At 65.0% G+C, this 20232-nt stretch carries 16 protein-coding genes; 9 read left to right on the top strand and 7 right to left on the bottom strand.

Annotation, left to right across the window (positions count from 1 at the left end):
• Positions 1-26: 26 nt before the first annotated feature.
• From QCE73_RS31215 to QCE73_RS31195, 5 genes are all read right to left on the bottom strand, one after another.
• A complete protein-coding gene (locus QCE73_RS31215) occupies positions 27-401 on the bottom strand; it encodes a CpaD family pilus assembly lipoprotein (RefSeq protein ID WP_081818351.1) in 375 nt (124 codons plus the stop codon).
• 7 nt (positions 402-408) lie between these two features.
• Entirely contained in the window at positions 409-1749 is a 1341-nt protein-coding gene (locus QCE73_RS31210; protein ID WP_309885288.1) for a type II and III secretion system protein family protein, read from the bottom strand.
• Positions 1750-1978: 229 nt separating this feature from the next.
• Entirely contained in the window at positions 1979-2929 is a 951-nt protein-coding gene (gene cpaB, locus QCE73_RS31205; RefSeq protein ID WP_035510692.1) for a Flp pilus assembly protein CpaB, read from the bottom strand.
• 12 nt (positions 2930-2941) lie between these two features.
• A complete protein-coding gene (locus QCE73_RS31200) occupies positions 2942-3451 on the bottom strand; it encodes a prepilin peptidase (protein WP_051627256.1) in 510 nt (169 codons plus the stop codon).
• A 71-nt stretch (positions 3452-3522) separates the two neighbouring features.
• Positions 3523-3702 carry a Flp family type IVb pilin gene (locus tag QCE73_RS31195; RefSeq protein WP_035510689.1) on the bottom strand — a complete coding sequence of 60 codons (180 nt, stop codon included), beginning with the start codon at positions 3700-3702 and terminating at the stop codon, positions 3523-3525.
• Positions 3703-4089: 387 nt separating this feature from the next.
• On the opposite strand from QCE73_RS31195, the gene QCE73_RS31190 reads away from it, so the two are divergent.
• A complete protein-coding gene (locus QCE73_RS31190) occupies positions 4090-4584 on the top strand; it encodes a DUF6496 domain-containing protein (protein WP_309884941.1) in 495 nt (164 codons plus the stop codon).
• Here the strand turns inward: QCE73_RS31190 and QCE73_RS31185 are convergent.
• Positions 4569-5492, bottom strand: coding sequence for a LysR substrate-binding domain-containing protein (locus tag QCE73_RS31185; protein WP_309884940.1), 924 nt, complete (start codon positions 5490-5492; stop codon positions 4569-4571). The two genes, QCE73_RS31190 and QCE73_RS31185, sit on opposite strands and share 16 nt — an antisense overlap.
• Positions 5493-5607: 115 nt before the next feature.
• Here QCE73_RS31185 and QCE73_RS31180 point away from each other — a divergent pair, with 115 nt between their 5' ends.
• Together QCE73_RS31180 and QCE73_RS31175 are read left to right on the top strand one after the other, a co-directional pair.
• Entirely contained in the window at positions 5608-6378 is a 771-nt protein-coding gene (locus QCE73_RS31180; protein ID WP_309884939.1) for a transporter substrate-binding domain-containing protein, read from the top strand.
• Positions 6379-6388: 10 nt separating this feature from the next.
• The gene (locus tag QCE73_RS31175; protein WP_309884938.1) at positions 6389-7516 is read left to right on the top strand and encodes a M14 family metallopeptidase; all 1128 of its coding nucleotides are present in this window, start codon (positions 6389-6391) and stop codon (positions 7514-7516) included.
• Positions 7517-7523: 7 nt separating this feature from the next.
• Here QCE73_RS31175 and QCE73_RS31170 read toward each other — a convergent pair whose 3' ends face one another.
• The gene (locus tag QCE73_RS31170; protein ID WP_309884937.1) at positions 7524-8318 is read right to left on the bottom strand and encodes a class I SAM-dependent methyltransferase; all 795 of its coding nucleotides are present in this window, start codon (positions 8316-8318) and stop codon (positions 7524-7526) included.
• A gap of 175 nt (positions 8319-8493) precedes the next feature.
• Here QCE73_RS31170 and QCE73_RS31165 point away from each other — a divergent pair, with 175 nt between their 5' ends.
• The 6 genes from QCE73_RS31165 to QCE73_RS31140 all read left to right on the top strand — a co-directional run bounded on the left by QCE73_RS31165 (position 8494) and on the right by QCE73_RS31140 (position 20197).
• Positions 8494-9384 carry an alpha/beta hydrolase gene (locus QCE73_RS31165; protein ID WP_309884936.1) on the top strand — a complete coding sequence of 297 codons (891 nt, stop codon included), beginning with the start codon at positions 8494-8496 and terminating at the stop codon, positions 9382-9384.
• Between the two features lie 176 nt (positions 9385-9560).
• Complete coding sequence (uvrA, locus tag QCE73_RS31160; RefSeq protein WP_309884935.1) at positions 9561-15374, top strand: excinuclease ABC subunit UvrA; 5814 nt, start codon at positions 9561-9563, stop codon at positions 15372-15374.
• The gene (locus QCE73_RS31155) at positions 15364-15783 is read left to right on the top strand and encodes an ACT domain-containing protein (protein ID WP_309884934.1); all 420 of its coding nucleotides are present in this window, start codon (positions 15364-15366) and stop codon (positions 15781-15783) included. Before uvrA ends, QCE73_RS31155 begins: the two co-directional genes overlap by 11 nt.
• An 11-nt stretch (positions 15784-15794) precedes the next feature.
• Complete coding sequence (locus QCE73_RS31150) at positions 15795-17075, top strand: DUF445 domain-containing protein (RefSeq protein WP_309884933.1); 1281 nt, start codon at positions 15795-15797, stop codon at positions 17073-17075.
• 723 nt (positions 17076-17798) lie between these two features.
• On the top strand, positions 17799-18278 hold the full coding sequence (locus QCE73_RS31145; RefSeq protein ID WP_309884932.1) for a nuclear transport factor 2 family protein: 480 nt from the start codon (positions 17799-17801) through the stop codon (positions 18276-18278).
• On the top strand, positions 18275-20197 hold the full coding sequence (locus QCE73_RS31140; protein ID WP_309884931.1) for an amylo-alpha-1,6-glucosidase: 1923 nt from the start codon (positions 18275-18277) through the stop codon (positions 20195-20197). Before QCE73_RS31145 ends, QCE73_RS31140 begins: the two co-directional genes overlap by 4 nt.
• Positions 20198-20232 lie beyond the last annotated feature (35 nt).

The following is a 20232-nucleotide window of genomic DNA, read 5'->3' as shown; positions in this document are numbered from 1 at the left end:
TGTGCTTCTGGCTGTAGTGCGTCGGATCACTTGCTGTCGCGCGAGGTCGATTTGTCGAGCGGAATCACGCGGCCGGTCTCGTAGCGCCGCACCGCGCTCGCCGCCACCGCCGCGTTCGCCGGCCCGAGCGTCTGCGGATGCACGGCGTCTTCCGGGCGCGCGAGCTGGGCCGCCAGATTCGTGTAGGTCGCGCAGCCCCATTGCATGCTCGGGCGGCGGATGCCGGCGTCCGTCAGCAGCGATGGCCGGGCGAGGCTGTCGCAATCGGGCGGCACGGCCGAAGCGCCGTCGTAGCCGATCACCGTTTCGTTCGGCATGTTGCGCGGCGGCTTGAAGCAGCCGGCGGCGGCGACGGCGAACGTGCCGGCGAGAAGAAGCGAAAGCAGTCGTGTGTGTTTCATGACGGGCTCAATAGACATAGCCGGCCGCGCCGACGAGACGCGGTTGTCCGGCCTGCGCCGGCGCTCCGCCGTTCTGGCGCCGGAAGCTGTATTCGACATCGCTCGACGGCGAGATCAGCGAATCGAGCGGCGTGCGCAGTTTCGACGGATCGGTCGGTTCGACGAGATACGGCGTGACCATGATCACGAGTTCCGTCTTGTTGTTCTGATAGTTCGTCGACGAGAACAGCTTGCCGAGCACGGGAATCGAGCCCAGGCCCGGCACCTGCGAAACGACGTCGCTGGTATTGCTCTGCAGCAGCCCGCCGATCGCGAAGCTCTGGCCGCTCGCGAGCTCGACGGTCGTGTCCGCGCGGCGAACGGAGAGTCCCGGCACGGTGACGCCGCCGGTGGTCACGCTCGCGGTCGTGTCGATCTGGCTGACTTCCGGGCGCACCTTCAGGCTGATGCGCCGGTCCGTGAGCACGGTCGGCGTGAAATCGAGCTTGACGCCGAACTGCTTGAACTCGACCGTGATCGCGCCGTTGGTCTGCGAGACGGGAATCGGGAACTCGCCGCCCGCGAGAAAGCTCGCCGTCTGGCCCGACAGCGCGACGAGATTCGGCTCGGCGAGCACCGTCAGCAGGCCTTCCTGATTCAGCGCGTCGACGAGCGCGCGGATGTCCACGTTGTTCGTCTTGAAGGCGCCGAGGATCGAGTAGGCGTTGTTGGTCGGCAGATTGACCGGATAGGTCACGGCCCCGTTGGCGCCGGTGAGCGGCTGGCTCAGGTTGTAGATCGGACGGCCGCTGAAGATGCCGCCATAGAAGTTGCCGACCGCGTTGCCCATCGCCTGCCAGTTGATGCCGAGCTGCTGCGTGATGTTGCGATCCACCTCGGTGATGCGCACGCGCAACTGCACCTGCAGCGGGCGGTCGATCGTCATGCGGTTCACGAGCACTTCCTTGTCGGCGAGAAAGGGCGTCACCGCCTGGACGATGGCGTCGGCATCCGCCGAGTTCGATACCTGCCCGCTCAGCATCAGCGAGCCCTGTCCCGTTGCGACCTTCACGTTCGTGGTCGGAAAGCGCGCGGCGAGCATCGCGCGCAAGGTGATCATGTCGCGGGAGACGACGATCGTGCGCTGCACGAGCGGCCGGTTGTTGGCGCCGAGCACGTAGAGCGTCGTCGTGCCGGTTTTCTTGCCGAGCACGAAAACCGCCTTGGGCGACGGCACATGCACGTCGGCAATGGCGGGATCGGCGACGAACACCGACACCACGTTTTCATTCAGTTGCAACATCGTGCCCTTGCCCGCGTCGAGCACGAGCGCGCCTTGCGCACTGGCCGGCGCCATCTCGTCCGTCATGCCGGGACGAGCCACGTTCGCGGTGCGCACAGGCGAGGGCGCGCCGGCATTGTGCGGCATCTTCGCTGGCTGCGCGCCATGCGCGGCGGCGCACACGAGCAGCGCCGCGCATGCCAGAACCGGGGCGACTGGCGCTCTATCCGCACGACCCGTCATGCGACTCGAACTGAACTGCGTTTTCATGAATGTGAATCCTGGCGATGGCACGCTTTCGAACGGGGGCACGGTGTCAACGCTCCGCGGGCACGGAGGGCAGCGGCGGGACGCCCTGGCCCGAACCGCCCGCCTGGGCAACGCTCGACGTATCCGACTTCTCGGAGCCGCGGTAGATGGTCACGGTGCGCGGCATGGCCGGCGCGGCGCTCGGCGCGCCCGACTGAGCGGGGCGCGTGCGCGGCAGATCGCGCACGGCGCGGGAGATGTCGCCAGCCCAGATGGGCTTGCGTTCGGGCGCCGACGCGCCCGCGGGCGCCGCCGGATCGCGGCTGACCGTCGCGAAGCTGCGCAGCGCAAGCGACAGGCTGCCGAGCCGCGCCGCGACCGCGACGACCTCGCTCATGCGCGGCGTGACTTCGAGCGTCACGGTGCGGGCGCGGGCCACGGCGACTTCGTTGTCGCCATCGTTTTTCGGCCGCTTGATTTCCGAGCCGACGGCGAGCACGCGCACATGCTCGACCACCGTTTCGCTCGATACCGCGAGATCCGGCGATTCGGTACGCCGGTCCATTTGCTGGGTGAGCAGCAGGTCGACATAGTCGCCCGGCTGAATCAGGCCGGCGTTGCCGGACACATCGTCGACGGCGACCGAGACCGCGCGCATGTCGGGCTTGAGCGTCGCGGCGAGAAAGCCCGGCGCGCTCGGCAGAAAGACATCGTCGGATACGAGAACGGTGCCGGCCGCGACCGGATGGCGCAGCAGCGCGCCCTTCAGGTCGGGCGCGCTCGCGACGCCCGCGACGATGGCGTTGGCGGGCATATCCGCCTTGGGGATATCCTTCCAGGCGAGATCCTCGTCGCGCAGCAACAAGCCTTGCGGCAGGCTGGCGGCGCTGACCAGCACCTTCTCGCTCGTCACGGCGGGCTTCGCGGTGTGAGAACCGCTCGCAAGGACGACGCGCACGATCAGCGCAATCAGAAGTGCGCCGACCAGCAGCACGGCAAATTTGATGATGTTGGACATGGAGACGTCGTCCTATTGCGTCGAGATGAGGTGCAGCAGGGCAGGCAGCACGATGACGAAACCGCCGCCGAAGGCGAGCGCCACGCCGTAAGGAACGCCGCGCGCCGCGGAGAACATCGCGAGCGCGCGCAGCGGCACGAAGCGCTGAGAAGGATTCATGTTGCGGGTGGCGAGACTCACGAGCGACACCACGGTCCCGATCACCGAGACGAGCGTCAGCGTGGCGAGCGAAAGGCCGAATCCCACCCACAGAAAGATGACGGAAGCGAGCTTGGCGTCGCCACCGCCGAGCATGCGCGCGGCGAACAGGACGGCGCAGGCCAGAAACACGACGACCGCAAGCAGCAGATGCGAGATGACATCGTCGAGCGGCATGCCGGCGATGAGCGCATCGACGAAAAAGAGTGCACCGATCGTGAGGACGATGCTCGTCGGCAGACGTCGGGTGCGCACGTCGGTGATCGCGAGCCAGAGCAAGGCGCCCAGCACGACAAGACGAATGACGAGAGACAGTACGGTCACGATGGGCTCGAATCGGGTTGGGGCAGATCGAGGTCCGGGCCTGTGAAGGCCCGGACCTGGGGCGCGACTGCTTAGCTGCCCGCGGCGTTCTTAACCTTGGTGGTCAGGTTCGAAAAGATGTCCGTCATGTTGGTGCTGAAAGCGGAGCCGACGGCCACCAGCGCGACCACGACGATGCCCGCGAGAATCGCGTATTCCATGGCGCTGACGCCACGTTCGTCGCGCACGAAGGCTTTCAGGAGTTTTTGCATGTTGCTTCCTTGATGAGTGAGAGTTGGGTTTGCAGTGCCAGCGGGAAGTGCTTACCGATTTGGATCATATCCACGGCCGCCCGGGCCAAACGCGAGAACACAAGGCAAAACAGGCTTCAAATCGAATCGACCTGGGTGGTATGGATAAGCCCGTTAACGGCAACGTCTTGACGGGCTTTAACCTATTCGCGAAATAATCGCGAGTTCGAAGGGTGCGCCGAAAGCGCCGTCTTTCGGATCAGGTCAGCGTTGGCCGCGCATGCCGGATAGCAAGGCAAACGTTCGCGTGAACGGAGTCACCGTTGCGCCAAACGTTTGCTGAGGAGGATGCAGGCACACACGTTGCTCGCGTGCCAAGGGCAAGTCCACTTCATACGGAGGTCCGACATGCCCGAACAGAAAACCCTCGAGCGCGCATCGAAAGCGAAGCGCGCAGACAAGTCCCCGAGCACGCAGGCGGGTGCGTTCGTGAAGGAACAGATCGATCACATTCGCGAGGGCAAGCACGGTGCGAAGTCGGCGAAGCAGGCCATCGCGATCGGGCTGTCCGAAGCGCGCCGCTCGGGCGTGAAGATGAAGGCGCCGAAGAAGGGCACGACGTCCGAGGCCACGCGCAAGAAGGCCGCTCAGGACACGAAGGCTTCGCATCGCACGAAGAAGAGCCCGAGCACCGAATCGAAGGCGAAGCGCTCGGCTGCGTCGACACGCGCGCTCAAGCGCGAAAGCACCAAGGCCGCTTCGCACAAGGCGCTCTCGCGTCAGTCTCATGCGGCGTCGAGCCGGCGCTCGGCGGCGGATCGGTCAGCCGCCGCGAAGAAGGGCTGGGCGACGCGCCGCGCCAACGCAGCGAAGGGCTCCCGCACGCGTCACGCGTCGCGCTGAGCCGGGAGCATCCGCGCGAACGAGACGGCCATCGTCGCGAGTTCCTGCGCCGCGGGCGTGAGCGGCACGCCCGCGCGCCGCAGCAGACACACCGGCGTCCTGGCGGCGCGCTCGGCGATCGGCACGATCTCGACGTGCTCGCGGAAGAACGGATGCCCGGCGAGGCTCGCGGGTTCGAGCCCGATGTAATCGCTCGATGCGATGCAGTGCAGCGTGTCGAACACGGCTTCCGTCGTTGCGGCGATACGTGGCGCGCCGAGCTTCGCCTGCTCGAACAGCGCCGACAGCTTGTTGCCGAGCGCACCGCCGCCGCGTTGCCGCGTGCTGACCCATTCGGCGTCGCGAAGATCGCGGAGCACGTGCGAACCCCCGAGCGGATGACCGCGCCGCGCGATCACCGCGACTTCGGTATCGAAGAGCGGCGCGGTGTCCATGTCGTGGATGTCGGCGTCGGGCGCGATCAGCGCGAGCGCGAAATCGAGGCTGCCGCCGCGGACCCACGACGTCAACATGCGTGAGGTCGCGCTCGTCAGATGCACGTCGATGAGCGGACAGCGCTCGCGATAGCTTTCGAGCAATGCGGGGAAGAGGCGCATCGTCGCCTCGGCGGCAAGCCCGAGCGCGACGCGCCCTGTCAGCTCGCCGCGCAACTGGCGCATCTCGTCTTCGGTCTTTCTGCACTCGCCGAGAATCAGATCGGCGCGCAGGCGCAGGCGCTCGCCGACGGGCGTCAGGCGCGCGCCGCGCACATCGCGCTCGAAAAGCGGCCCGCCCGCCAGTGTTTCGAGCTTCTGCAACTGCTGCGTGATGCCGCTTTGCGCGACATCGAGTCGCCGAGCGGCCGCGCGCACGCTGCCCGCCTCGGCGACGGCCACGAACATGCGCAACTGCGTCAGAGTCAAATCCACGCTCGGCGTCTCCGTCGGGTGATCTCGAAAAGTGATCATGATAAGCAAAACGTCTCTTTTTGCGAGCGTTTTGCGGCCGTACCATCGGTGGCAACCATACGGAGACACCGCGTTCATGTTCAGACTCAGCACACTTTTCCTGGCCGCGGCGCTCGTCGCGGCCACGCCGGTTCACGCGAAAGACGCCGACGCTCTGCGCCTCGGCATCGATCCCGGCTATCCGCCGATGGACGTGAAGACGCCCGATGGCCACGTCGCGGGCTTCGACGTCGATCTTGGCGATGAAATCTGCCGTCGCATCGCGATGCGCTGCCAGTGGGTCGAACTCGAATTCTCGGGGATGATTCCCGCGCTGCAGGCACGCAAGATCGACGGAATCATGTCGTCGATGGCGATCACCGACAAGCGCATGAAGCAGATCGCGTTTTCCACCAAGCTCTTTCAGTTCCGCTCGCGCCTGATCGCGAAGCAGGGCACGCCGCTCACCGCGAGCGCGCAGGGCTTGCGCGGCAAGCGCGTCGGCGTGCAGAGCGGCAGCCAGTTCGAAACCTACGCGCTGAAGAACTGGCAGCCGGGCGGCGTCGAGGTGGTGTCGTATCAGAGCATGGAAGGCGTGCTCAACGACCTGACCGCGGGGCGTATCGATGCCGCGCTGCTCGGCTCGGTGGAAGCGGAGCACGGCTTCCTGAAGACGCCGCACGGCGCGGGCTTCGCGTTCGTCGGCGAGCCGCTTTCGATGGGCGATCACGGCGTCGGCATGGGCCTGCGCCAGGACGACACCGCGCTCAAGGCGAAGATCGACAAGGCCGTGAACGACATGCGCGCCGACGGCACGTATCAGAAGATCGCGCGCAAGTATTTCGACTTCGACGTGTACGGCGACTAAGGATTCTTCGATGCAAACGAAACGCCATTCACTCGTCTCGACGACGCTCGGCACGTCGCGCGAACTCGTCAGCTTTCATTTCGGCGACGCCGGGCGCGACGGCGAGACGGTCTACATTCAGGCTTCGCTGCATGCCGACGAAACGCCCGCGATGCTCACCGCATGGACGCTCAAGAAGCGGCTCGCCGCGCTCGACGCCGAAGGCCGCGTGCGCGGCGAGATCGTGCTCGTGCCGGTGGCGAATCCGATCGGGCTGTCGCAGCATGTGCTCGGGCAGTTTCTCGGGCGCTTCGAGGCGAACAGCGGCCACAACTTCAACCGCAACTTTCCGATGCCGCCCGCTGCCGCGCTGATCGAGCGCGTGGGCGCGCGCTTCTCGTCCGCCGATGCCGCGCACAATGCGCGCCTTCTGCGCGGCGCGCTCGTCGAAATGCTCGGCGAGATGAACGCAAAGAACGAGTTCGAATCGTTGCGGCTCGCGCTGCTCACGCTGGCTTCGCGAGCCGATATCGTGCTCGACTTGCATTGCTCGCTCGAAGCGACGATGCACATCTACACGAGCCCGGCGAGCTGGCCCGTGATCGAGCCCCTCGCGCGCCATCTCGGCGCAAACGGCGTGCTGCTCGCGACGGATTCCGGCGGGCAGTCGTTCGACGAGGTTCATGCGCTCTTGTGGAACGAAGTTCGCGAACGGCTCGGCAAGAAGACGCCGCTCGGCGCGCCGAATATCGCGGCGACGATCGAGCATCGCGGGCAGCGTGACGTCGATTACGACACGGCCGCGCATGATGCCGATGCCATCGTCGAATATCTGATCGCGCGAGGCGTGATCGACGGCGAAGGGAAGGATGCGCCGCCGCTCGCGCAAGCCGCGACGCCGCTCGCGGGCAGCCAGCAGTTGAGCGCGCCGGTGAGCGGGATCGTCGTGTATCGGGCGAAGGTGGGCACGCGTTTGAAAGCGGGCGATCCGGTGTTCGATATCGTCGATCCGATCAGCGACGCGGTGACTACGGTTACCACGAACAACGACGGCGTGTTTTACATGCGACGCGCGATCCGCTTCGTGCACGCGGGCGCACCGATGGGACGGGTGACGGGGGAGAAGGCGGTGAGAAGCGGGGTGCTGATCGGGGCGTGAGACGCTTTCAGTCCGGCGAAGACATGAGTTGATACGGTTGCGCCCAGTCGGGCGTTTCCGATCGAAACAGAAGATGAAAGCCGCTGTTGAATGAGGCGGCTTTCAATCCGACCTGCGACGCCAGCAGCGACAACGATGTCGGCGTAAAGAACGAGACATGGCCGTTGCGAGGCATGCAGTACCACCATTTGTCGATGCCTTCGGATGCGATATTGTCCGGTACGAAGAGGGTGCTGATGAGCATGGAGCCATCGTCGTCGAGCAAGGCGGCAAGTGTCTGCATCAATTGACGAGGATCGACGCTGTGCTCGAAAACTTCGAACGCGAAAACGACACGGTATTGTTCCTGCAGAACACTCGGATCCGAACTGCTGTGGAAGGGATCGTAAGAGCGCACGTCACGGAAACCGCGCACGTTCAGTTGCTGTTCGAGCACGCCCGACCCTGAGCCGTAGTCCAGAATTTTCACATTCGCCAAGGCGGAGAATTGCTCGGCGATTCTCCGGGCATTGTCGTCCGGGCGGGCGAAGACGTAATCCGGATCTTGCCTTACGTAGTCGGCGTTGTAGATATGTTCGCTGAATTGCGCCGATGTCCAGTCGTCGAAAGCGGGGGTGAAGGTGAAGCCGCACCGCTCGCATCGATAGTAGTAAATGGGCACGCCCGAGTACGGATCGACTTTCTTTCCCGCAGCGTGGTCGGCACCGCCGCGCGACAAGTCGACCACTCCGCACAGCGCGCTCGAACCGTCGCAGCACTTGCATCGCGCAGTGGGAGAGATGGACAACATTCCTTCGAACACGCTCGAACTCCGGCAAAAAGCCGATGATAACACTTCGTATCGCGAATTAATTTTGAGACTGGGGACACGCCTTTCAGGGCCGAAGGTCCGTTGTCGTCGCGCCCTCGAATCCGGCGCGCGACTCACGTACGCGACGCGCTTTAGAATGGCTTTTTCGCCAACCAGGAGTCTCGCCATGCTGGACTTCGGACGCCACGCCCGCACGCCGACGCTCGATATCGCCTACGCCGATTCCGGTCCCGCCGATGGTCCCGTCGTTCTCCTGATCCACGGCTGGCCCGATGCGGCGCGCGCATGGAACGCGGTCGCCCTGCGGCTCAACGAAGCCGGCTATCGCACCATCGTCCCGGAGTTGCGCGGCGCGGGCGGCACGCGCTTCTTGCGCGATGACGCCGTGCGCGACGGCTCGGGCGTCGCGCTCGCGAACGATGCCGTCGATCTCGCCGATGCGCTCGGCATCGCGCAATTCGATGTCGTCGGTCATGACTGGGGCGCGCGCGCCGCGTACACGATCGCCGCGCTGTTTCCGGATCGTGTGCGCCGCATGGCCGCGCTCGCGCTCGCCTATCAGCCGCGCGGCGTCTTCGAATTGCCGGATTTCTCGCAGGCGCGGCGCTTCTGGTATCAATGGTTCATGTCGCTCGATGGCGGCCCGGATGCCGTCGCCGCCGATCCCAAAGGCTTCGCGCGCATCCAGTGGGAAACGTGGTCGCCGCCCGGCTGGTTCGACGAAACCGAATTCACCGCGACCGCACGCGCCTTCGAGAATCCCGACTGGGTGCCGATCACGCTGAACGCATACCGGCGTCGCTGGCGTAGCGACCAGCCGTCCGATCCGGCGCTCGCGGAACTGTACGCACGGCTCACGACGATCGAACGCATCGACGTGCCCGCGCTGATGATCCAGGGCGGCGCGGATTCGTGCGACGAACCGGCGAGCTCAGAAGGGCAGGACAAGTATTTTCCGGCGGGATACCGGCGCGTGGTCATCGATGGCGCGGGGCATTTTCCGCTGCGCGAGGCGCCGGACGCGGTCGCGGATGCCGTCATCGCGCATCTGAAGTGAGCCGTCGATCAGGCGAGCGTCTTGCGCAGGAAGCGGACACTCCTGACACGTTTGGCGACAAACACTGTATGCGTGTACAGTACTGTTCGCTATGGCGGCCATGCACTTCCGAACACTCGTGCAACCTCGCCCAAGGCTTTCAGAGAGCCGCCTAACCTATTGAACCGGTTGAAAAATTGGCATCGAACAACGCAATCCGCATTCGCGGCGCACGTCAGCACAACCTCAAGAATCTCGATCTCGACCTGCACACCGGCCAGATGACGGTCGTGACCGGGCCATCCGGTTCGGGCAAGTCGAGCCTCGTGTTCGATACGCTCTACGCGGAAGGTCAGCGCCGCTACGTCGAGACCTTCAGCGCGTATGCGCGCCAGTTTCTCGACCGGATGGACCGCCCGCAGGTCGATCGCGTGGACGGCGTGCCGCCCGCCATCGCCATCGACCAGACGAATCCGGTGCGCAGTTCGCGTTCGACCGTCGGCACGATGACGGAGCTGAACGATCACCTGAAGCTCTTCTACGCGCGCGCCGCCGAACTCTTCGACAAGAAAACGTCGCAGCGCGTGCGTCACGACACGCCCGAAACGATCTACGCCGAGTTGCTCGAACGCACGCGCGCCGACGATCCGCGTCTCGCGATCACGTTTCCCGTCGAACTGCCCGATACCGCGAGCGACGAGGAAGTCGAGCAATGGCTATCCGCGAGCGGCTATACGCGCGTGCAGGCCAAGCGCCGCATCCAGACGGAATCCGGCGCGCGGCAGATGCTCGATGTCGTCGCGGATCGCTTTCGCCTGCAGAACACGGAACGCTCGCGTGCGCTGGAGGCGATCGAAAGCGCGTTGCTGCGCGGCACCGGCCGCGTCGATGTCTACGTGCTGAAGGAGGACGCGGAGCCGGAAATCTGGCGCTTCTCCACCGGTCTGCACAGCCCGGAAAGCGATCTGCGCTACGCGGACCCGCAGCCGGCGCTGTTCTCGTTCAATTCGGCCTACGGCGCGTGCGAAACGTGCCGCGGTTTCGGCCGCGTGATCGGCGTCGATTGCGGGCTCGTGATCCCGGACGACAAAAAGACGCTGCGCGAAGGCGCGGTCAAGACGTTGCAGACGCCCGCATGGAAAGAGAACCAGGACGATCTCGTGAAGTACGGCGCGAAGGCGGGCATCCGGCTCGGCGTGCCCTGGAAGGATCTCACGCAAGAAGAGCGCGACTGGGTCATCAAGGGCTCGCCCGACTGGACCGGCAAGTGGCAGAACCAGTGGTACGGCGTGCAGCGCTTCTTCGACTATCTGGAGTCGAAGGCGTACAAGATGCATATCCGCGTGCTGCTGTCGAAGTATCGCAGCTATACGACGTGTCCGGTCTGCGCAGGCGCGCGCCTGAAAACCGAGTCGCTGCTGTGGCGTCTCGGCACGAAGGAGCAGGCCGACGCGGTGTTGCCGCCGTCGAATCGCTTCATGCCGGAAGGCGTCGACTGGACGCGCGCTCAACTCGAAGCGCTGCCGGGCCTCACGGTCCACGATCTGATGCTGATGCCGATCGAGCGCATCCGCCGCTTCTTCGATTCGCTGACGCTGCCTTCGACCTTGCTCGACGAAGCGCTCAAGCTGCTGCACGCGGAAGTGCGCACGCGCCTGAAATATCTCTGCGATGTCGGCCTCGGTTATCTGACGCTCGATCGCCAGAGCCGCACGCTGTCGGGCGGCGAGGTCCAGCGCATCAACCTGACGACGGCGCTCGGCACGTCGCTCGTGAACACGCTCTTCGTGCTCGATGAGCCGAGCATCGGCCTGCATCCGCGCGATCTGAACCGCATCGTCGAGGCGATGCACCGGCTGCGCGACGCGGGCAATACGCTCGTCGTCGTGGAGCACGATCCTTCGGTGATGCTCGCGGCGGATCGTCTCATCGACATGGGACCGGGACCGGGCGAGCGCGGCGGGCAGATCGTCTACGACGGCGCGCCCGACGACATTCAAGGCACCGACACCCTGACCGGCGCGTATCTCGGCGGCCGCAAGCATGTCGCGCACGCGTCGAACTGGAACCGGCGCGTCGTGGATGCGAACACGCCGCGTCTCACGCTCGAAGGCGCGAGCGATCACAACCTGCAGGACGTGACGGTCGATATTCCGCTGCAACGTCTCGTCTGCGTGACGGGCGTTTCCGGCTCGGGCAAATCGACATTGATTCAGGACGTGCTCGCGCCCGCGCTGATGCGTCACTTCGGCAAGGCGACGGAAACGCCCGGCGCGTTTCGCGCATTGAAGGGCGCGGAGCATCTGAGCGATGTCGTGTTCGTCGACCAGTCGCCGATCGGGCGCACGGCGCGCTCGAATCCGGCGAGCTATGTCGGCGCGTTCGATGAAATCCGCAAGCTCTACGCTAAGGCGCCGCTCGCGTTGCAGCGCGGTTATAGCGCGAGCATGTTCAGCTTCAACTCGGGCGACGGACGCTGCCCGACATGCGGCGGCTCGGGCTTCGAGCACGTGGAAATGCAGTTCCTGAGCGACGTTTATCTGCGCTGCCCGGATTGCGACGGACGGCGTTATCGCGCTGAAGTTCTCGAAGTGAAGATCGAGCGCGGCGATCGTCAATTGAGCGTCGCCGATGTGCTCGAACTGACGGTCAGCGAAGCCGTCGCGCTCTTCGCAAACGACAAGGAAGTGCTGCGCGTGCTGCAGCCGATCGTCGATGTGGGTCTCGAATACGTGAAGCTCGGCCAGCCGGTGCCGACGCTTTCCGGCGGCGAGGCGCAGCGTCTGAAGCTCGCGGGTTTCCTCGCTGAAACATCGCAAGCCAAAACGAGCGAAAGCCGCCTTTTCATGTTCGACGAGCCGACCACCGGTCTGCATTTCGACGACATCGCCAAGCTGATGCAGGCGCTGCGCCGACTGCTCGAACGCGGGCATTCGCTGATCGTCATCGAACATAACCTCGATGTGATTCGCGCGGCCGACTGGATCATCGATCTCGGTCCCGAAGGCGGCGATGGCGGCGGACAGGTCGTGTGCGTCGGCACGCCCGATGACGTGGCCGCTTGCGAGCAGTCGCATACGGGCCGCGCATTGATCGAATACGAAGAAGCGATGGCGCCCGGCGCGGCGGAAAAGCGCGCGGGCGTGCCGCTGCAACTCGCGGCGGAAGTCGCGAGCGCGCGGCGCGCATTGCAGGGCGAAGATGTCGTGCGCATCGTCAACGCGCGCGAGCACAATCTGAAGTCGCTCGATGTCGATATCCCGCACAACAAGTTCAACGTCGTGACGGGCGTGTCCGGTTCGGGCAAATCGACGCTCGCGTTCGATATCCTTTTTCACGAAGGCCAGCGGCGTTACCTCGAATCGCTGAATGCGTATGCGCGTTCCATCGTGCAGCCCGCGGGCCGTCCCGAAGTCGATGCCGTCTACGGCATTCCGCCGACCGTCGCGATCGAGCAGCGTCTGTCGCGCGGCGGGCGCAAGTCCACGGTTGCGACGACATCGGAAGTCTGGCACTTCCTGCGTCTCCTGTACGTGAAGCTCGGCATCCAGCATTGCATCCACGACGGCACGCCGGTGCAGTCGCAAAGCTCGGAATCGATCGCCGCGCAGATCATGCGCGATTTCAAGGGGCAGCATGTCGGGCTGCTCGCGCCGCTCGTCGTGAATCGCAAAGGCGTGTACACCGATCTCGCGAAATGGGCGAAGGCGCGCGGGAACACGCATCTGCGCGTGGATGGCGAATTTCTGCCGGTGAGTCCGTGGCCGAAGCTCGATCGATTCCGCGAACATACGATCGAATTGCCGGTGGCGGATCTCGTCGTGTCGGCGGACAACGAAACCGACCTGCGCCGCCTGCTCGACGAAACGCTGGAGATCGGCAAGGGCGTGATGCATCTGTGCGCGCCGCTCGACGATCTGCATGGCTCGTGGCAGGACGGCGCGCGTCGCGGCAAGGAAGAAACCCGCGTGTTCTCGACGAAGCGCGCGTGCCCTGTGTGCGGCACGAGCTATCCCGAGCTCGATCCGCGCATGTTCTCGTACAACAGCAAGCACGGCTGGTGCAATACATGCGTCGGCACGGGCGTGAAGCTCACGCGCGAACAGCGCGCCGCATTCGATGACACCTTGTTCGCGCAGGACGATCGCGGGCGCGAGCAGAGCATCGGTTCGGTGGATCAGGAGCCGGACGATATCGTCGATCAGCCGTGCCCGGATTGCGAAGGCACGCGTCTGAACGAGGTCGCGCGCGCCGTGACCTTCGGCGATTATCCGATCACGGAAGTCGGACGCTGGACGGTGAGCGATACGCGCGAGTGGATCGCTGCGCTCAAGCTGAAAGGCCGCGATGCGGATATCGCGCGCGACGTGGTCAGCGAAATCGAAGGCCGTCTCCAGTTTCTCGAAGAAGTCGGGCTCGGCTATCTGAGCCTCGATCGCGCCGCGCCGACTCTTTCTGGCGGCGAAGCGCAACGCATTCGTCTCGCCGCGCAACTCGGCAGCAATCTGCAAGGCGTGTGCTATGTGCTCGATGAACCGACCATCGGTCTGCATCCGCGCGACAACCTCATCCTGCTTTCAGCGCTAAAGAAGCTGAACGACAAGGGCAATACGCTCGTCGTCGTCGAGCATGACGAGGACACGATTCGCCGCGCGGATCACATCATCGATATCGGGCCGGGCGCGGGCAAGCGCGGCGGCACGGTGGTCGCGCAAGGCACCGTGACGGATCTCGCGGCGCACAAGGCGTCGCTGACGGGCCAGTTTCTCGCGAACCCGATCGTGCATCCGTTGCAGCCGCGCCGCGAAGTGCGTGCCGGGACCGCGAAACGTCCGGCGACGCCCGAACAATGGCTCACGGTCGAAGGCGCGACGCTGCACAACCTGCGCAACGTGACGGCGAGCATGCCGCTGAATCGTCTCGTCGCGATCACGGGCGTGTCGGGCTCGGGCAAGTCGACGCTCGCACGTGACGTGCTGATGACCAACCTGCTCGATGCGGTCGGCCGCTCGGTGCTGTCGTCGCCCGCGGTGCGGCGTGCGCGCAAGGCGGCGCAGTCCGATGCACCCGCCACGCGATCGCGCGCCAGCGTGCTCGCGCGCGAGGCGCCGCGTCCGAAGTTCGATGTCGCGCATGCGTGGCAGGGCTGCCGTGGCGTGACCGGCTTCGAAGCGATCGACCGCGTGCTCGAAGTCGATCAGACGCCGATCGGCAAGACGCCGCGCTCGTGTCCGGCGACGTACATCGGCATGTGGGACACCATCCGCAAGCTGTTTGCCGATACGCTCGAAGCCCGCGCGCGCGGCTATACGCCATCGCGCTTCTCGTTCAACACGGGCGAAGGGCGTTGCCCGGCGTGCGAAGGCCAGGGCGTGCGCACCATCGCGATGAGCTTCCTGCCCGACGTGAAGGTGCCGTGCGACGTGTGCCACGGCCAGCGCTTCAATCCGGAGACGCTCGCGGTGACCTGGCGCGGCAAGAACATCGGCGAAGTGCTGACGATGGAGATCGACGAGGCCGTCGAGTTCTTCGCGTCGATGCAGAGCATCGCGCATCCGTTGCAATTGCTGCGCGATGTCGGCCTCGGTTATCTGACGCTCGGCCAGCCTTCGCCGACGCTGTCTGGCGGCGAGGCGCAACGCATCAAGCTCGTCACCGAGTTGTCGAAAGTGCGCGACGACATCACGCGGCGCGGCCAGAAGCCGCCGCATACGCTTTACGTGCTGGATGAACCGACCGTCGGGCTTCACATGGCGGACGTCGCGAAGCTGATCCGCGTGCTGCATCGGCTGGTGGATGGCGGGCATAGCGTGATCGTCATCGAACACGATCTCGATGTGATCGCCGAAGCCGACTGGGTGCTCGATCTCGGGCCGGAGGGCGGCGTGAACGGCGGCACGATCGTCGCGGCGGCGGACCCGGACACGCTCGCGACGCATCCGCGCAGCCACACGGGCGCGGCGCTGCGGCCGGTTCTGGGACGCACACGCGAGGCCGAAAATGCTGCGTGATCTCGATACGCTGATCGCGTCGATGCAGCCCGAGCTCCAGCCGGGCATCTACGTGTTTGCGTCGTTGCCGCACGATGCGGTGGCGAGCGGCGCGGGCATCGTCGCGACGTTTCGCGAGCGCGAAGGATTGACGGTCGTGATGGAGGAGCGCGCGGCGCAGGCGGCGGGCATCGCGCCGCTGTTTCGCGCGGCGTGGATCACGCTGACCGTGCATTCGGATCTGAACGCGGTCGGTCTGACGGCAGCGTTCGCGCGTGCGCTCGGCGAGGCGAACATCAGTTGCAATGTGATCGCGGCGGCGTACCACGATCACATCTTCGTTCCCGTCGATGATGGCGAGCGGGCCGTCGATGTCCTGCGGGATTTGCAGCGCACTGCTGGTAAGCTTTCGGCCTCACCAAAACCATGAAATCGACATAGATGGAAACGCAGGACAAAGCCGTCGCGCTCAAAAGAATGAAATGGTTCGCCGCCGCGTTGCTCGTCGCGGCGGGTTGTCTGTTCGCGCTCGCGAAAAGCCAGCACGATGCGGGCGTATGGGCATGGGTGTCGTCGTTCGCGGAAGCCGCGATGGTCGGCGCGCTCGCGGACTGGTTCGCGGTCGTCGCGCTGTTTCGCCATCCGCTCGGCGTGCCGATTCCGCACACGGCGATTCTGCCGGCGAACAAGGCGCGCGTCGCGGACAACCTGGCCGTGTTCGTGCGCGACCGTTTTCTCGGCACTGATGCGCTCGTTGCACGGGTGAACGCGTTCGATCCGGCGAGCCGTCTGTCGACGTGGCTCGCGGAGCCGAAGAACTCGGAGCTGCTCGGCAGAAAGGCGGTGACGGCGGTCGGCCAGTTGCTGTCTTTCGTCGACGACGAACGCGTCAAGACGATGCTCTACGAAACGCTGCGCCGTCGCGCGGATTCATTCGATCTCGCGGGCGCGGCGGGCAACGTGCTATCGACGCTGACGTCCGACCGTCGGCATCAACTGTTGCTCGACGAGGGTCTGAAGCAGATGGCCGCGTGGCTCGACAAGCCCGAGGTGCAGGAGATGCTGGCGACGCGCATCGTCGCGGTGGCGGGCGAGGAGTATCCGAAGCTCATCGGCATGCTGGGTTTTGTCGGACTGAACGCCGAGGACCTCGGCAACAAGTTCGCGGCGGGTCTGGTGCGCGGCGCGAATCAATGGCTGCACGACGTGAGCACCGATCCGGAGCACGAGCGCCGCAAGGCTTTCGATGCGGCCGTGGAGCGATTCGTCGGGCGGCTGAAGACGGATCCTTCGTTCAAGGCGCGCATCGACGAGCACAAGCGCGAATGGCTCGAGCGGCCTGAACTGCGCGGTTATGTGAACGGGCTGTGGGACGAGTTCATCGCGTGGCTCGATGCGGATATCAAGCGGCCGGATTCGGCGCTGCATGCGAAGGTCGTGGCGATGGCGGGCGGTTTCGCCGAAGCGCTCGGCAGCGATCCGGCGTTGCGCGATTCGATCAACGAACATATGCGCGATGCGTTGAAGGCGCTGGCGCCGGAGTTGCGGGATGGGATCGCGAAGCATATTGCCGCGACCGTCAAGCAGTGGGATGACGCGACTCTTGTGAGGGATGTCGAGCTCAATATCGGGCGGGATTTGCAGTTTATTCGCGTGAATGGGACGTTGGTGGGGGGAGCGGTGGGGATTTTGATTCACGCCGTGATGGTTTGGGTGGGGTGAGGGGGGGGTGTCTTTTGTGTCGCCGGATCCCGTATTCTTAGTGGTTTATTAGCACAGCCCCTGTGCGGGGCGGCAGTCACTTTCTTTGCTGCTGCAAAGAAAGTAACCAAAGAAACAGCTATCCCCAGCCTAAGCACTTCACACCGGCCGCGGCACAGACGATTGGCTGAATGGCCCGGCAGTAGCGAGTGCCCCCGCAAGCAGATAACGGCTTGGACCGCGCACGGTCCGACACATCGCACCACACAAGAAACTGGTTCAGCACCAAATAGCTCCGGCCCGCTACGCGGCCGATGGGTCAATCGGGCCCGTGCGTGCTTTCGTGCTGACATCGGCATCAATGCACTGCACATGTCTTCCGTTGGTTTCCCTCGCATACCCAACGGCAGCGCGTAGCGCTGTGCCGGATGTATGATTGCTGAACCCACGGATTCAGGGAACTAGCTCACCAGATCGTGCGCGATCCAAGCCCGGTAAGTCCTGTGAGGGCGACACTTAGGCGAGTGCCACGGGCGGCTGGCAAGCATGGCTAACGTGCGTGTGACCGCGGGCTTAAACGAGCTGCTTTCTTTGGTTACTTTCTTTGCAGCAGCAAAGAAAGTGACCCCCGCCCCGGGGAGGGGCAGTGCCAACAGACCGACACGAAAACAGGATTCCACGACCCAAGCGCAAAGAGGACAAACAAGCAAACCCAAACCGCCGAGCGAAAGCGAAAAAAAACCAATGCCCAACGCCAACACCGACCTGATCGAACGCTTCTACAAAGCGTTCCAGAACCGCGATGCCGAAGCGATGTCCGCCTGCTACGCCCCCGACATCCAGTTCCAGGACCCCGCCTTCGGCGTGCTGCGCGGCAAGGAGGCCGGCGACATGTGGCGCATGCTCCTCGGCCGCGCCGCCGACTTCACGCTCACCTACGACAACATCGCATCGACAGGTCAGACGGCGAGCGCGAAAGCCATAGCGCGCTACACGTATTCGGCGACGGGCCACAGCGTCGTCAATGAAATCGACTCGCACTTCGCGATCCGCGATGGCTTCATCGTCGAACAAACCGATGTCTTCGATCTCTGGCGCTGGAGCCGTCAGGCGCTAGGCGTGAGCGGCTGGCTATTCGGCTGGACGCCGCAGATGCAGCGCGCGATCCAGGGGAAGGCGCGCAAGGCGCTCAGGGACTATCGTCAAAAGGCATCGACGTCATGACCCGGATCGACCGCCCCGACGCAAGCAATCTCGAAGACGAATGGCTCGAAGCCGATGCCAACGGCGGCTTTGCATCCGGCACCGTCGGCACGATGCGCACGCGGCGCTATCACGCGCTGCTGCTCGCCGCGACGCAGCCGCCCGCAGGCCGCGTCGTGCTCGTCAACGGCATCGAAGCATGGCTCGAACTGGACGGCAAACGCTTCCCGCTGACGATGCAACGCTACGCGCCCGACGTGCTCTATCCCGACACATCCGCGAGCCTGTCGTCCTTCGACACCGAACCCTGGCCGACATGGCGCTACGCGATCGACGCTAACACGGTCATCGTCGCGGAAGTGTTCGTCGCGAAGGAGAGCCGCGAAACCGTGCTGCGCTGGCGTCTCGAAGGGGCATCGATAGCGGCGAAACTCGAAGTGCGTCCGCTTCTTTCCGGCCGCGATTATCACGCGCTGCATCACGAGAATCCGGCTTTTTCATTCGATGCCACGCTCGAAGGAGAGCGCGTGCAATGGCAACCGTATGGCGATCTGCCCGCGATCTGCGCGACGTCGAACGGCGCTTACGAGCACGCGCCCGACTGGTATCGCAACTTCTGCTATGCGCGCGAGCGAGAACGCGGACTCGATTTCACCGAAGACCTCGCCACGCCCGGCGTGTTCACCTTCTCCTTCGATTTCACGCGCAGCGAAGCCGTGATGATCCTGCACGCGCACGTGGGCCACGACAAGCCGTTCGAAGACAGCGCGCTCGCGCACGCGTCGCGCCTGGCATCGCGGGAGACGGCGCGCCGGGCGGCCCTCGGCTCGCGGCTCGCGCGCTCAGCCGATGCGTACGTCGTGAATCGCAACGTCGGGCGCACGATCATCGCGGGCTTTCCATGGTTCACCGACTGGGGCCGCGACACCTTCATCTCGATGCGCGGCCTTCTGCTCGCATCCGGCCGGCATCAGGAAGCGGAATCGATCCTGCTCGAATGGGCCGATACGATCTCCGAAGGCATGGTGCCGAACCGCTTCCCGGACAGCGGCGGTCTGCCGGAGTACAACTCGGTCGATGCATCGCTGTGGTTCGTCGTCGCCGTGCACGACTTTCTGGCGACCGGCTTCGCCCACGCCGCCACGACGAGCCGCCTGCAGAGCGCCGCCGATGCGATCCTTGAAGGCTATTCGTCCGGCACGCGCTTCAACATCGCCGCCGATACCGACGGCCTGCTGCGCGCGGGCACGCCCGGCGTGCAACTCACGTGGATGGACGCGAAGGCGGGCAACTGGGTCGTGACGCCGCGCATCGGCAAGCCGGTCGAGGTGCAGGCGCTGTGGATCAACGCGCTCTCGATCGCCAGCGCGTGGAATCCACACTGGCAGGGGCTGCGCGATCAGGCGCTGCTGTCGTTCGCCGCGCGTTTCGTCGATCCCGATTCGCACACGCTCTTCGATGTCGTCGACGTCGATCACGAACCCGGCAAGGTCGATCGCTCGATTCGCCCGAATCAGATCTTCGCGGTCGGCGGGCTGCCGTTTCCGCTCGTCGATGGCGATATCGCCCACGCGGTCGTCGCGCAAGTCGAGACGGAGCTTCTCACGCCGCTCGGCCTGCGCACGCTCGCGCCGTCCGATCCGGCCTACAAGGCGCTCTACGCGGGCGGTGTCCTGGAGCGCGACGGCGCGTATCACCAGGGCACCGTGTGGCCCTGGCTGATCGGTCCGTTCGTGGAAGCGTGGGTGCGCGTGCACGGCGCGGCGGGCGCGCGCGAGCGCTTTCTTGCGCCGCTTTACGCGCATCTGGACCATTACGGTCTCGATCACATCAGCGAAGTCGCCGATGGCGACGCGCCTCACGCGCCCGGCGGCACGCCGTTCCAGGCGTGGTCGCTCGCGGAACTCCTGCGCATCGAAAAACTGCTCGGCGCACCGTAGGCGCACGGCGCGCGTGCCGCCATCGAAACGCGCTA

It is taken from the genome of Caballeronia sp. LZ029, from assembly GCF_031451275.1.
GTDB lineage: Bacteria > Pseudomonadota > Gammaproteobacteria > Burkholderiales > Burkholderiaceae > Caballeronia > Caballeronia jiangsuensis.
Note: the sequence above shows the minus strand (reverse complement) of the source record. Positions and strands in the feature narration are given on the sequence as shown.